Origin of the sequence: Pararhizobium gei (genome assembly GCF_029223885.1) — a bacterium.
In the GTDB taxonomy this organism is placed as follows: domain Bacteria; phylum Pseudomonadota; class Alphaproteobacteria; order Rhizobiales; family Rhizobiaceae; genus Pararhizobium; species Pararhizobium gei.
The window spans coordinates 445003-457806 of sequence record NZ_CP119409.1 but is presented as its reverse complement, the minus strand read 5'-3'; the positions used below and the strand labels follow the sequence as shown (position 1 = coordinate 457806).

Below are 12804 nucleotides of genomic sequence, written 5' to 3'. Positions count from 1 at the left end.
CAACGAGGAGAAAACAATGTCCTATGCAGATCAGACGACATCGACAGTAGAAGCAAACACAATCACGGCGTTCTTCGACAGCCGCACCGATGCGGATCATGCGGTCGAACGACTTGTAGAGGCCGGTATCGCCCGCGATGCCGTGCGTGTTATTGCCAGCGGGAGCGATGAAACTGTCAGCACCACAGACGAAAGCAAGGGGTTTTGGGCTTCCCTCGCAGATCTGTTCATGCCGGAGGAGGATCGCAACGTCTATGCCGAAGGCATTCGCCGCGGCGGCTATCTGGTCACTGTTTCCGGTTATCCTGCCAGCATGCACGACGTTGCACTCGACATTTTGGATGACGAGGGCAGTATTGATCTCGACGAAAGGTCTCAGTCCTGGGAATCGGAAGGTTGGTCGCGCTCCACCTCGAACGGGGATTTTGCTGAATCGACATATGATCGGAGCAGTGGAACAACCGGAGCATCAACGAGCCTTGCGACGGATCGAGAAGATGTCATCCCAGTGGTCGAAGAGGAATTGCGAGTCGGCAAACGCGACGTCAACAATGGTCGCATCAGGGTTCGCTCCTATGTGACGGAAACGCCGGTGAGTGAAAATGTCTCCCTTCGCGACGAAAATGTCGAGGTCACCCGGCGTGCCGTGGACCGTCCCGTAAGCGGCGCAGACACTGCTTTCGTGGATCGCACGATCGAAGCCGAGGAGCATCGCGAAGAGGCAACCATCTCCAAGGATGCGCGCGTCGTCGAAGAGATTGCCCTGCGCAAGACGGCGGAGGAGCGCAGCGAAACGATTTCCGACACAATCCGGAAGACCGAGGTGGAAATTGAGGATGACCGTAACGACGGGTCAGTGCGCAAAGACGGCACGCTTGGCATTCGTCGGGATTGAGTTACTGAGTTTTCACAGGAAAAGGCGGCTAAGCCGCCTTTTTTGCTCAAGAAATTATGCCGGATACGCGGGTTCGCGTATCCGCTTTTCACGACACCTTGAAAGTCCGTTTGGATCGGATGTCCTGCATATTTTGCCGGAGCGTTCAGATTTGGCATCGCGCCCTGACCGTCCTCTTCGCTTGTTGGACGACGTGTCAAACCAGCGTGCGGACTGATGCAGCCTGCTAGCGTGCCGGGCAGATCGCATTGGCGCGGATGGCCCTTGATGCAAAATCGAGCGCAGCCGACCGGGTGATGCCGATGACCGCTGCTATGATCAGTGCTGCAAGCAGTCCAATTTCTTACCGCTCAGAAGTTGTACTTCAGATTTACTGGAAATGTCGCATTCTATTCACGCGCTCAGATGATTCGCCTGCGAGGTCTGCGTTCAGGGTGATTGAGAGCTGCACGGCGATGCTAAATGATTTAGCTGGGGGCGAGCAATGCGAGAGAATGACGATGTCGAGAATTGGGCGGTGCACCGGGCCCAGCAAATTCTGATGCGCGAAGGGATGGACCTTGCTTTGTCGGCCCGCGACCCGGACACCGGCAGCGTCAGAGCCAAGGGCAAGCTTCTGGCAATGGCGATCGCCGCATCCCTGATGGAAGCATCCTGGGTTGCCGCCGACCGGCCTTAGCGACATCCGGAGACCGGCTTGGCGCCGGTAGCTGGTCTATGGCTATCCCCATATCTGGCGATTGCCGGCAGCCGCTATGTCTCTACACTGGAGATTAATGAATGTTCGGGCGATGGGTGGGCAATGTCGTTTCTATCGGACATGACCTTGAATCAGAGCGAAATCGAAATGGTCTGCAGTGCGCTGGAAGAATGGTGCGCGAAAACCCTCACGCCTGTCGATAGCGCCGACGGCCGCGATGCCGCAACCGTCATGCTTGCCCTCTACAAGACCGGTCACGGGACCAAAAGCGCCATTCTCGCAGCAATGGATCGCGTCAACGGATTGTGACGATAGCTCATGCCTGTGAGGCATGGCCCAAAAGCTTCAATTGACGGTGACAGGCCGGGAGCGCATCCGTGACACCGTTTCCCGCTCGGCACGTTTGCATCGCATTGGCGGAAGATCGCGGTCCATCAGATCCATATCCTCAAGCACCATATCGCCCATTTTCTTGAAAGCGCTGTCAAGTGCCCCCGCGCGGTGAGCGGACCGCAGGAAGCCCTTCAGCCGCCGCACGGGATGATCGAGCGGCAGCGGCTCATCCGGAAAGACGTCGCTTGCCGCAACGATATGGCCGCGTTCGACGGCCGCCATCAAAGCACCGAAATCGACGACATTTGCACGGCTGAGCAGGATGAAAGCAGCACCAGGCCGCATTTTCGAGAAAGCGTCCGCATCGAGAAAATGCTGGTTTTCGCTGGTTACCGAGGCCACGACGAAAATGAAGTCGCTGCGGGTCAGCACATCATCCAAGCTCGATGGCGTTACGCCGTGATCAAGCAGAATCGATGGCGGCATCCAGGGATCGAAGACACGCGTGTTGGTGCGAAATCCCGACAGGACACGATTCAACGCCTTGCCGAGATCGCCAAAGCCGATAATGCCGACATCGGCGCCGGACAAAAGCCGCGCCTGCGCATTGCCCTCGCCGCCCCAAAGTTCTCGCCCCTCTCGGAAGTCGATATCCGCATCGACGATGCCGCGCGCAATATTCAGCGCCATGGCAAGACCAAGCTCTGCGACCGGCTCGGCGAAGACCTGCCCTGTCGTGACGACATGAATGCCGCGGCTGAACAAGATGTCATAGGGCATGTTGTTGATCAGATTGCTTTCGACATTCAAGATGCACCGCAACTGCGGCATTCGGGCCAGCGTTTCAGCGCTGAGCGGCGGTTGCCCGATAATGTAACGGACCTCGCCAAGAGTGTTGTCGGCCAGCCCTGCAACGCTTTCGGGGCCAGCTTCCACGATACGGTATCTCGTTTGCAGGACCGTCAGGGCCTGCGGTGTAAAGATCAGATCAAGAGTTCGCGGTTCAGGCGCCGATAGAACCAGAGGCGGCGGCATTTCGATCATGATCACTCTCCCAGCCAGGATCAGCCTGGCGCTCCTTATGCCCCGTACTGATGGAAGAGACGATGATTTGCAAGCGTGCAGCCGGTCAGTAATTGAAGCCACGCAGTTGCCGGATAATCGAAGGCGGCAAGCGACCGGACTGAAAGATCGGGCCGGAGCCGCGGCGGCAGAAATTTGCCATCCGATAGCCAGAATTGATCCCGGTATCGCGGCGCACCAGCACTTCCCTGCAGGTAACGGCATTTTCGCGATCGACGTCCTCCTGGGCTTTGACACCCGGAAGATCGGCATAGGCATCGGAGGGCTGGAAGAAAGGTTCCGCGACGGCGGGCGTGGCAAGGCACGCCGCCGAAAGAAAAACCGAAAGGGCAAAGGTGCGAAGCGCTGTCATCACATTTCCAACATCTGGTCCGGCCTAAAGCATACCGGCCATCGCTCTGCCGGTTAAGGTATCGCTTCCCGCAAACTTGCGCTATAGCCCGACGACTTCAAAAAAAGCGCGACACCCTGTGCACTTGATGTGGGGATTTCCATGGCGAAAACAATACGGTTTCACGAAGGCGATATCGGCAACGAAGACGCGGCGCGATACCGCGGCGCAATTGCCGTCGACACCGAGACGCTGGGCCTTGTTCCGCGCCGGGACCGGCTCTGCGTCGTTCAGCTTTCGCCGGGAGACGGCACCGCCGACGTGATCCGGATCGCCAGGGATCAAAGGCAGGCGCCAAACCTGGCCGGCATGCTGGAAGATCCCGCCCGGCAGAAGATTTTCCATTTCGGCCGTTTCGACATCGCAGTGCTGTTCCATACGTTCGGGGTCACCACGACACCAGTGTTCTGCACCAAGATCGCCTCGCGGTTGACACGGACCTATACGGACCGTCATGGGCTGAAGGACAATCTGAAGGAACTGCTCGACGTCGATATCTCCAAACAGCAGCAGTCGTCGGACTGGGCCGCAGAGACCCTGTCGCAGGCGCAACTGGACTATGCCGCTTCCGATGTGCTGCATTTGCATGCGTTGCGTGACAAGCTGACGGCACGGCTGATCCGCGACGGCCGCCTCGATCATGCCGATGCCTGCTTTGCCTTCCTACCGACCCGTTCCAAGCTCGATCTCTTGGGCTGGGAAGAAACCGACATCTTTGCCCACAGCTGATGGCCCATAGATGATGAAAAGGCCTGCCGAAGACAAGGGTGCGGAAACAATCGCCGTGATCGACACAAACGAGCGGGGCGATCACGAAACCGGTCCCTATCTGGAGCCGCTGCGTCGCCTCTTGCGCGCCGGTCTTGCTCGTCTCCCCTGGTGGCTTTCGGAGTTCCTGCTTTTCGGCCTGAAGCAGGCATGGGCGTGCCTCTTCGGAGCGATCATGCTTGCCATGCTGATCGCCAGCAAGCTTGTCTGGCAGGCCGAATGGCCGCTTTATCGTTACGACTTCCTTTTCGTCGCCGCGCTATCCGTCCAGATGCTTTTCCTGGCGTTTAGACTGGAAAGCTGGGAGGAGGCCAAGGTCATCCTCGTCTATCATGTCGTCGGTACGCTGATGGAGATCTTCAAGGTCCAGATGGGTTCATGGAGCTATCCGCAGCCGGCCCTGATCCAGATCGCCGGCGTGCCCCTGTTTTCCGGTTTCATGTATGCGTCCGTCGGTTCTTTCATGGCGCGGACCATCCGTATTTTCGACATGCGCTTCACACATTTTCCGCCACGGTGGCTGACGGTTGTTCTTGCGCTGGCCATTTATGTCAATTTCTACAGCCATCACTATTTGCCGGATATCCGCTTCGTTCTGTTTGCAGCGACGATCGCGGTCTTTTGGCGGGTGAATATCCACTTCACCACGGATCGTACCACACTCTGGATGCCGCTGACGCTGGCGGCCTTTCTCTCCTCCCTGTTTCTCTGGATCGCGGAGAATATCGGGACGGCGACGGGCACCTGGATCTATCCGAGCCAGACGGTGTGGCACGCTGTTTCCGTATCCAAACTCGGCTCCTGGTACATGTTGCTCTATGTGAGTTTCGTTCTCGTCACACTTGTCCTGCGGCCGAGGCCGCCCGAAAACCGGCCAGCCTTCCGCGGACGCGGTTAATTGGCGATTAACGGTTGTGTTCTATTTTCAAACACAGCCTCGACGATAATGGACTGCTCCGATGATACTGCCCCCGACCCAGCAAGCCTCCGTCACCCTCGTCACCTCCATGGTGCGCTCGATTGTCGATGACATCGAGAAGCGCCGGCTCGAGGACGAGGAGAAAGCGAGCGGCAGGAAACAGGACGACAAGGTTCTCAAGGCGCGCATAAAGCCGGATGCCGTGGCGCAGACCGCAAATGCCAGGATCAACGAACATTTCTTCGGCGCTCTGAAACAGGACGAATCACCGCTGGCGCAATTGCGCGCCCGGTTCCTCGGTGCGCTCGGCATCGCCCAGGAAAAGGGTGAAAGTGATGTAGACTTCGGCACGCGCGTGGAAGATGCGCTGGTGCTCGTCACCATGATCGGGAAAGCCGAGGCTCAAACCCTCACCAAGAAGACGGTGACGGTGCTGGAATCGCTGACCATGCCGAAGGTCTCGCTGGCCCGCTTCCGTGTTTCGGTCGAGGAACTGGAAGCGACGATCTCCGGGGAGAACAAGGAGCCGTCCCAGATGATGCAGGTGCTTGCGCGCTATGCCGGGCGCCTCGGGATCGAGCGGGAAGAAGGAGAAGCGGAGCCTGCTTTCAGCGAGCGATTCGGAAAGGCGCTGGCGGGTGTGCGGGCTTCCATGGTGCAGGACATCACTGCGCTGGAGAAGAAATCCGGCCTGCGCGATCTTGGGGTCACCGCAGCGGAGATGGTCGAGGCGATCAAGCATCCCTACGGCGAGGCCGCGCAGAAGATCGCAACTGCGCTCGACGACAGGGTCTCCGAGGAAAAATTTCTGACGGCGGATGTCGCCAAGGTGCTGCAGCGGCTGGAAGAGGTCGCTGATCCGAAGACGATCGAGGAACTCAAGGCGGACCGGCTCGAGAAAGACCCGACCAAGGTGCATGATGCCGAAACCCGTAAGGAACGGGAAGAGGCCATCCGGTCGCTGGAAGCCGGCGAGAAGCTTGAAGATATCGAAGAGCTTAACGATGCGATCGCCAAGGGCAACGACGCAGCCATCAAGGATGAAGACACGCCTGGACCCGACGCCGATGGCACGGCTCAAGGCATCGACGTCGCGGCTATCCAGACGATCCAGGTGCTTGCCGCGGGCCTGGAGATCGCCGAGACGCAAGCCGTCGCGGAGAGCAGTTCCTCCGATACGACCGCCGCGGCACTTGAAGAAAAGGCCGCCGAGGTTCGGGAGGCCCCGAGCGACGAGGATCAGGCCGTCATGCTGGCCCGCGCCGGCGGGGCTGCCGAGGAAGCCCGCGAAGCGGCGGCGAAGGACGATATCCTGGCCGTCAGTATTGACGAAAACGGTATTTATGACCTGCTGGCAAAAAAGGAAGCGGCATAGGCTGCGCCAGGCACGGTGTCGCTTACACCGTGAGAGAGATACTGCCTATCCGACAAATCGGATGCCACCATGTTCAGTGCGCTCCCGGCACGTAGTCCAGACCGGGATCGATGCTTCCGGGTCTACCCTCCAGGAAAAGTTCGCCGATACGAGGTGCACTTCGAGAAATGACCTTGCCGCCCTTGACGACCAGAAGGCGTGTCGGCTTGAGCCTGAGGGCCTCGACGACATCGGCGGCCTGCAGCACGACGAGATCGGCGTTGCAGCCGACCTCCAGACCATAGCCTTCCAGCCCCATGGTCTTTGCCGAATTGACGGTCAGCGCGTCGAAGATCTTTTTCTTATCCTCGATACCGCCCATCTGCGCCACATGTATGGCCATATGGCCGACCTCCAGCATGTCGGCAGAGCCCATCGAATACCAGGGGTCCATCGTGCAGTCCTGACCCAAGGAGACATTGAGACCCGCATCCATCAATTCGCGAACCCGGGTCATGCCGCGACGCTTCGGATAGGTATCGTGGCGCCCCTGCAGCATGATGTTGATCAGCGGATTGGGAATGACGTTGATCTCAGCTTCCGCCATCAGCGGAATGAGCTTGGAGACATAGTAGTTGTCCATGGAGTGCATGGATGTCAGGTGCGATCCCGCCACCCGTCCCTGCAACCCATGGCGCACGGTCTCGGCTGCGAGCGCCTCGATATGGCGCGACATCGGATCGTCGCTTTCGTCGCAATGGATATCGACAGGCAGGCCACGCTCCGCGGCAATCCGGCAGAGCGTTTCGAGCGAGCGGCGGCCGTCGTCCATGGTGCGTTCGAAATGCGGAATGCCGCCGACGATATCGATGCCCATGTCGAGCGCGCGCTCAAGGGACTTTTCGCCGTCCGGCGCCCGGTAGTAGCCATCCTGCGGAAAGGCGACGAGTTGCAGCGTGATATAGGGGGCGACGCGCTCGCGCACTTCGATCAGCGCCTCTGCCGTCACCAGCCGCGGATCGGACGTGTCGACATGACTGCGAATGAAGAGCAGGCCCTGGCTGACGGCGAGGTCGCAGTAGCGCAGTGCCCGTTCCACGAGGGCTTCCTTCGTGAGCAAGGGCCGCAACTCGCCCCAGAGCGCGATGCCTTCCAGAAGCGTGCCGGACACGTTCATGCGTGGCAATCCGAGCGAGAGCGTCGCATCCATATGAAAGTGCGGATCGCAGAAGGGCGGGCTGACCAGCCGGCCGCTGGCGTCGATCTGTTCGCCGGCTGACGCTGCCAGACGCTTCTCGATGGCGGTTATCTTGCCGCCGGAAAGACCGATGTCGAAGCCTTGCCGGCCATCGGGCAGGTTGGCATTGCGGATGATCAGGTCGAACATGCTGTGGCCTCCATAGAGTTTGTCAGGGATAAGGGAGCACCGATTGTCCCTGACAAACGAAAAATCTAGCGCTCGCCGCGCCGATAGGGTTGCATCAGAGCTTGGGGAACGCGGGCGCGTCTTGCCATCACGGCCAGCGCCGCGATCGACAGGACGTAAGGGATCATCAGGAAGAGCTGATAGGGCACAGCGCCGCCGAGCGCCGTCTGCAATCGAAGCTGGAAGCCGTCGAAGAAGGCGAACAGCAAGGCGCCGAGCAGCGCCCGTTCCGGGCGCCAGGAGGCAAACACGACGAGCGCGATGCAGATCCAGCCGCGCCCCTGCACCATGGTCGGAAAGAAGCTGTTGAAGGCAGATAGCGTCAGGAAGGCGCCAGCCATGCCCATCAGTGCACTGCCGACGATTACGGCGCCATAACGCACCACCATCGGGTTGATGCCCTGCGCTTCGGCCGCATGCGGGTTCTCGCCGGTCATGCGGATCGCAAGCCCAAGCGGTGTGCGAAAGACCACATAGGCGAGCACCAAGGCGAGCAGGATGGCCAGATAGGTCGGCGGTGTCTGGACAAAGAAAGCCGGACCGACAAAGGGAAGATCGCTGAGGCCCGGGATAGCGATCGGCTGGAACGGCGTGATGGTGGGCGGCGTGCCCGCAACCGGCACCGCCAGCCGGAACACGAAATAACTGAAGCTCGCAGCAAACAGAGTGACACCGAGTCCCGAGACATGCTGCGAAAGGCCGAGCGTCACCGTGAGGCCCGCATGCAGCAGACCGAACAGGCCGCCTGCCAGGGCTGCCATGAGGAAACCGGTCCAGAGATCCGCCCCGTTATACACCGACAACCAGCCGATCATCGCGCCAAAGGTCATGATACCTTCGATGCCGAGGTTCAGCACCCCTGCCCGCTCGCACAACAGGGCGCCGAGCGTTCCGAGGATCAGCGGGGTGGCGATCCGCAGAACCGCCGCCCACAGTCCGGCGGACGCGATGATATCGAACACGGCGCTCATCGGCGGATCCTGTATTGGGTGAAGAACACGGCGATCAGCATGGTCAAAAGCGACAGGGCGACGATCACGTCAGCGATGTAGCTCGGGATGCCGAGGCTGCGGCTCATGCCATCGGCGCCGACGAACATCGTGGCGGTGAACAGGCCGGCCAGCACCACGCCGAACGGATTGAGATTGGCCAGCATCGCCACCACGATGCCCGAATAGCCATAACCGGGAGACAGTTCGGTCGTCACGTAGCCCTGGACGCCCATGACCTCGACCGCACCGGCAAGCCCGGCAAGGCCGCCGGAGATGCAGGCGACGATGACGAGAGTGCGGCCCAAAGGTACGCCGGCAAAGGCAGCGCCCTGCGGGTTGAGACCGGCCGCACGCGACTGCATGCCGAACACCGTGCGCGACTGGACGAAGGCAAGCACGAGTGCCAGGACGACGGCGATCACCAGGCCGAGGTGAAGCCGCGAACGGGCCAGAAGTTTTGGCAGCATGGCGGCATCGGCCACCGGTTGCGACTGCGGCCAGCCGAACGCCAACGGGTCCTTCAGAACTGTATCGATCAGCATCGAGACTATAAGGACGGCGACGAAGTTCAGCAGCAATGTCGTCACCACCTCGTCGACCGAGAAGCGCAACCGCATCCAGAGCGGCAGCAAAAGCAGGATCATCCCGGCAATCGCGCCAAATAAGAGCAGCAGAGGGATCTGCACGAAGGATGGCAGGTCGCCAAAGAGCTGCGAACTCGCCCATGCGACGGTAATGGCGCCGAGGTAGAACTGCCCCTCCCCGCCGATGTTCCAGAGCCTGGCGCGGAAGGCGACGGCTGCGGCAAGGCCTGTGAGGATCAGCGGCGTGGCGCGGGTGAGCGTTTCGGTTGCCGACAGCCGCGAGCCGAAGGCGCCCTGCAGGATGCGCCAGTAGGCCTCGAGCACCGGCGCGCCGGCAATGGCGATCAGCACGCCTGCAATCGCAAGCGCCGATGCAATCGCGATCAGCGGGGTTGCGATGACGAGGGCCACCGGGCGGTGTTCACGCCGTTCAAACCGCATGCGCCACCTCGTTCATCCACTCGCCTGCCATCATCAGTCCAAGCTTGCGCGCCGAAGCCTCCTCGGCGGCAATCGGGGGCGAAAGCCTGCCACCGACGATCGCCTGTATCCGATCGGCGAGCGCCATGACCTCGTCCAGATCTTCCGAAATCAAGAGCACGGCCGTTCCCTGCCGCCGCGCCTCAAGGATACGCTCATGCACCGCAGCCACGGCACCCTCGTCCAGCCCGCGTGCCGGTTGGGCTGCCAGCAGGATGCGGGGTCGATCGATCAGGTTGCGCCCGAGGATCAGCTTCTGCATGTTGCCCCCGGACAGCAGGCGAACGCGGCTAACCGGCGTTCCCCCGCGGACATCGAACTGGTCGATGATTTTCTGTGTGAAGGCGATGGCGGCCTTGCGATCCACCAGCCCGCGCCTCGAAAAAGCGCGAAGTCTTTCCAGGATGACATTTTCCCAGATCGCCATTTCGCCGATCGCACCTTCCCTGTTGCGGTCTTCCGGAATGCGGCCAATGCCGGCCGAGACCACGTCTTCGACCGACAGACCATCGACCGCCTCGCCGAACAGCAGCAGGTCGCCCGCTGTTTTGGACCGTGTCCCGGACAGGAGTTGCGCCAGTATGGCCTGGCCATTGCCCGAGACGCCGATGATGCCCAGCACCTCCCCGGCGCGCAGACGAAAATCGATGGCTTTCAGCCGGTCTACCCCGCCGGACCGGACGGTTATGGCGGCCGCCTCCAGCACAAGTTCACCCGGAGTAGACGGCTCGCGCACCGGCCGGGTCACGGTGCGCCCCACCATCAGTTCGGCAAGCTCGGCTTTGCTGGTCTCGGATGCCTTGCGTTCTGCGACATTGCGACCACCGCGCAGCACCACCACACGGTCGGCGGCCGACATGACCTCGTCCAGCTTATGGGAAATGAAAATCAGCGACAGCCCTTGTGCTGCCATGTCCTTCAGCGTCGCGAAAAGCCGTTCCGACTCGATCTGCGTGAGCACGGCCGTCGGCTCGTCGAGAACCAGAATCCGGGCTTCATTGTAGAGTGCTTTCAGGATTTCCACGCGCTGCTGCTCGCCGACGGAGAGATCGCCGAGCCTCGCATCGGGCTCCACCTTCAGACCGAAGCGCTCGGAGATCGCCAGCAGTTTGGCCCGCGCCTCTGCCCGGCGCGACCGCAGCGACCAGAGGCTTTCCGTGCCGGTTGTGATGTTTTCAAGCACGGTGAGATTGGGCGCCAGCGCGAAATGCTGGTGGACCATGCCGATACCGGCGCGGATCGCCGCGCGCGGTTTGCCCTGCGGCAGTTCCTGTCCATCGATCATGACGCGTCCGGCGTCCGGCACATAATGGCCGAAGAGAATGTTCATCAGCGTCGTCTTGCCGGCCCCATTTTCCCCGAGCAGCGCGACGATCTCGCCCTTGTCGAGCGACAGCGAAATATCGTCGTTGGCAAGCGTCGGCCCGAACCGCTTGCTGACACTGATAATGTCGAGAATCGGTTTGCTCATGCGTGCAATCCTGCGACCGGGTAGCGGTGCTGCCAGCGACCATCCTGCTCCAGCCGCTTTGCCAACTCAAGCAGCAGCAACTCTTGGCCCATTGGCGCCACAATCTGCACCGGCAGCGGCAGGCCGGCCGCGTCAATGCCGAACGGCAGGGTGATAGCCGGAAAACCGGAGACATTGAGCAGCGCGGCAAGCGGAGCGAAGGCACTCATTCGCCGGATCTGCAAATCCGGATCATCATGGTCGAATGGAAAGGAGCCGAGCGCCAGCGGCGCGCTCGACAACATCGGTGTTACCAGGCAATCGACGTCATCGAATATGTCCCAAAGCGCCCGGCTGGCATGAATGCCGGCATCGAGCGATGCCCAGAGGGACTGGGCGGTCAGCGCCTGGCCTTTGCGAACGAAGGCCTGCGTGAGGCGCTCGGCCTTCTCCGCGTCAAGCGCTGCGGCATCGGCATAATTGGCCAGATTGACCGAGATGATGTCGCAGAGCACCCGGCCGCTCGCTGCCACGGCCTTTTCCAGCCTGTTCCAAGCAATCGGCACGAGGGTATGGCCGTCGGCTTCCAGAGAAATTGCCGCAGCCTCGACTGCAGCTGCGCGGTCGGGATCAATGGGAAAATCAGGGCCACAGTCGAGGACAATTCCAATCCGCAACGGGCCGGATCTTGCCTGTTCCAGAGCCGGATCGGCGAAGGGACCATGTGCGGTGCCACGGGCGTGTTGAAAGACTGTGGTCAGGTCGCGCACCGAGCGGCAGATGGTAAGCTCGCTGGCGATGCCGCCGAGATGGTTTCCGAAACCGGGGCCGGCCGGCATCATGCCGCGGCTCGGTTTCAGTCCCACCAGACCGCAGCAAGCGGCAGGAACCCGGATCGATCCTCCCGCATCTGTGGCATGGGCGATTGCGACGATGCCAGCCGAAACGGCCGCCGCCGCCCCGCCGGACGAGCCGCCGGGGGTCAAGGACGGGTCGAGCGGATTGCGACAGAGGGGTCCGGTTGCGGGCTCCGTGGACAGAGACAGGCCCATTTCGGGAACTGTCGAAAGGCCGAAGAAACAGAGACCGGTGGCACGAAGACGCGCGGCGAGATCGGAGTCCGGTTCGTTCGAGTGCCTTTCAATCATGCGAGAGCCGGCCGCAACAGGAAGGCCTTGAAATGGTCCGCCGAGATCCTTGGCTAGGCTCGGCACGCCGGCAAAGGGCACGCCGTCGGACTTGTTATCGCGCAGTTTCTCATCGGCAGCACGGGCCGCCTGCAGGCCAAGATCCCGGTCGATGTGAACGATGGAACCAAGATCAGAACGAGCCTCGGCCTCCTCCAGCGCGGCCTCCATGGCCTCCACGGCACTGAGGCGACCCTTTCGGATCGCCTCGGCCAATGACGTCGCGTCATTCTGCATGGTGA

13 protein-coding genes are annotated in these 12804 nt (G+C 61.1%); 6 read left to right on the top strand and 7 right to left on the bottom strand.

Going from position 1 to position 12804, the window contains the following annotated elements; translation table 11 throughout:
* Nucleotides 1–16: 16 nt before the first annotated feature.
* The 3 genes from PY308_RS02065 (at nucleotide 17) to PY308_RS02055 (ending at nucleotide 1904) form a co-directional block, all read left to right on the top strand.
* Nucleotides 17–895, top strand: coding sequence for a YsnF/AvaK domain-containing protein (locus tag PY308_RS02065; protein WP_275787515.1), 879 nt, complete (start codon nucleotides 17–19; stop codon nucleotides 893–895).
* 484 nt (nucleotides 896–1379) lie between these two features.
* Nucleotides 1380–1574, top strand: coding sequence for a hypothetical protein (locus PY308_RS02060; protein WP_275787514.1), 195 nt, complete (start codon nucleotides 1380–1382; stop codon nucleotides 1572–1574).
* An 18-nt stretch (nucleotides 1575–1592) separates the two neighbouring features.
* A complete protein-coding gene (locus PY308_RS02055; protein WP_275787512.1) occupies nucleotides 1593–1904 on the top strand; it encodes a hypothetical protein in 312 nt (103 codons plus the stop codon).
* A gap of 36 nt (nucleotides 1905–1940) precedes the next feature.
* Here PY308_RS02055 and PY308_RS02050 read toward each other — a convergent pair whose 3' ends face one another.
* The gene (locus tag PY308_RS02050) at nucleotides 1941–2972 is read right to left on the bottom strand and encodes a hydroxyacid dehydrogenase (RefSeq protein ID WP_275787510.1); all 1032 of its coding nucleotides are present in this window, start codon (nucleotides 2970–2972) and stop codon (nucleotides 1941–1943) included.
* 85 nt (nucleotides 2973–3057) lie between these two features.
* Nucleotides 3058–3363: a hypothetical protein gene (locus PY308_RS02045; protein WP_275787509.1), complete on the bottom strand. Its 306-nt coding sequence runs from the start codon at nucleotides 3361–3363 to the stop codon at nucleotides 3058–3060.
* 141 nt (nucleotides 3364–3504) lie between these two features.
* On the opposite strand from PY308_RS02045, the gene PY308_RS02040 reads away from it, so the two are divergent.
* From PY308_RS02040 to PY308_RS02030, 3 genes are all read left to right on the top strand, one after another.
* On the top strand, nucleotides 3505–4131 hold the full coding sequence (locus PY308_RS02040) for a ribonuclease D (protein WP_275787507.1): 627 nt from the start codon (nucleotides 3505–3507) through the stop codon (nucleotides 4129–4131).
* Nucleotides 4132–4141: 10 nt separating this feature from the next.
* Nucleotides 4142–5068, top strand: coding sequence for a DUF817 domain-containing protein (locus PY308_RS02035; RefSeq protein ID WP_275787505.1), 927 nt, complete (start codon nucleotides 4142–4144; stop codon nucleotides 5066–5068).
* Nucleotides 5069–5129: 61 nt separating this feature from the next.
* The gene (locus PY308_RS02030; protein WP_275787502.1) at nucleotides 5130–6464 is read left to right on the top strand and encodes a hypothetical protein; all 1335 of its coding nucleotides are present in this window, start codon (nucleotides 5130–5132) and stop codon (nucleotides 6462–6464) included.
* Nucleotides 6465–6537: 73 nt separating this feature from the next.
* On the opposite strand, the gene PY308_RS02025 is transcribed toward PY308_RS02030, so the two are convergent.
* The 5 genes from PY308_RS02025 to PY308_RS02005 all read right to left on the bottom strand — a co-directional run bounded on the left by PY308_RS02025 (nucleotide 6538) and on the right by PY308_RS02005 (nucleotide 12799).
* Nucleotides 6538–7830, bottom strand: coding sequence for an amidohydrolase family protein (locus PY308_RS02025; RefSeq protein WP_275787500.1), 1293 nt, complete (start codon nucleotides 7828–7830; stop codon nucleotides 6538–6540).
* 65 nt (nucleotides 7831–7895) lie between these two features.
* The gene (locus PY308_RS02020; protein ID WP_275787498.1) at nucleotides 7896–8840 is read right to left on the bottom strand and encodes an ABC transporter permease; all 945 of its coding nucleotides are present in this window, start codon (nucleotides 8838–8840) and stop codon (nucleotides 7896–7898) included.
* Nucleotides 8837–9886, bottom strand: a complete 1050-nt coding sequence (locus PY308_RS02015; RefSeq protein WP_275787497.1) for an ABC transporter permease — start codon at nucleotides 9884–9886, stop codon at nucleotides 8837–8839. Before PY308_RS02015 ends, PY308_RS02020 begins: the two co-directional genes overlap by 4 nt.
* On the bottom strand, nucleotides 9876–11396 hold the full coding sequence (locus tag PY308_RS02010) for an ABC transporter ATP-binding protein (RefSeq protein ID WP_275787495.1): 1521 nt from the start codon (nucleotides 11394–11396) through the stop codon (nucleotides 9876–9878). The genes PY308_RS02015 and PY308_RS02010 overlap by 11 nt, the downstream gene beginning before the upstream one ends.
* Nucleotides 11393–12799, bottom strand: a complete 1407-nt coding sequence (locus tag PY308_RS02005) for an amidase (protein ID WP_275787493.1) — start codon at nucleotides 12797–12799, stop codon at nucleotides 11393–11395. The genes PY308_RS02010 and PY308_RS02005 overlap by 4 nt, the downstream gene beginning before the upstream one ends.
* Nucleotides 12800–12804: the final 5 nt, after the last annotated feature.

Bases quoted from the DNA above. Each gene is read 5' to 3' on its own strand.
- PY308_RS02025 (WP_275787500.1), bottom strand. From the start codon at position 7,830: ATGTTCGACCTGATCATCCGCAATGCCAACCTGCCCGATGGCCGGCAA.
- PY308_RS02020 (WP_275787498.1), bottom strand. From the start codon at position 8,840: ATGAGCGCCGTGTTCGATATCATCGCGTCCGCCGGACTGTGGGCGGCG.
- PY308_RS02065 (WP_275787515.1), top strand. From the start codon at position 17: ATGTCCTATGCAGATCAGACGACATCGACAGTAGAAGCAAACACAATC.
- PY308_RS02035 (WP_275787505.1), top strand. From the start codon at position 4,142: ATGATGAAAAGGCCTGCCGAAGACAAGGGTGCGGAAACAATCGCCGTG.
- PY308_RS02050 (WP_275787510.1), bottom strand. From the start codon at position 2,972: ATGATCGAAATGCCGCCGCCTCTGGTTCTATCGGCGCCTGAACCGCGA.
- PY308_RS02045 (WP_275787509.1), bottom strand. From the start codon at position 3,363: ATGACAGCGCTTCGCACCTTTGCCCTTTCGGTTTTTCTTTCGGCGGCG.
- PY308_RS02005 (WP_275787493.1), bottom strand. From the start codon at position 12,799: ATGCAGAATGACGCGACGTCATTGGCCGAGGCGATCCGAAAGGGTCGC.
- PY308_RS02030 (WP_275787502.1), top strand. From the start codon at position 5,130: ATGATACTGCCCCCGACCCAGCAAGCCTCCGTCACCCTCGTCACCTCC.
- PY308_RS02060 (WP_275787514.1), top strand. From the start codon at position 1,380: ATGCGAGAGAATGACGATGTCGAGAATTGGGCGGTGCACCGGGCCCAG.
- PY308_RS02040 (WP_275787507.1), top strand. From the start codon at position 3,505: ATGGCGAAAACAATACGGTTTCACGAAGGCGATATCGGCAACGAAGAC.
- PY308_RS02015 (WP_275787497.1), bottom strand. From the start codon at position 9,886: ATGCGGTTTGAACGGCGTGAACACCGCCCGGTGGCCCTCGTCATCGCA.
- PY308_RS02010 (WP_275787495.1), bottom strand. From the start codon at position 11,396: ATGAGCAAACCGATTCTCGACATTATCAGTGTCAGCAAGCGGTTCGGG.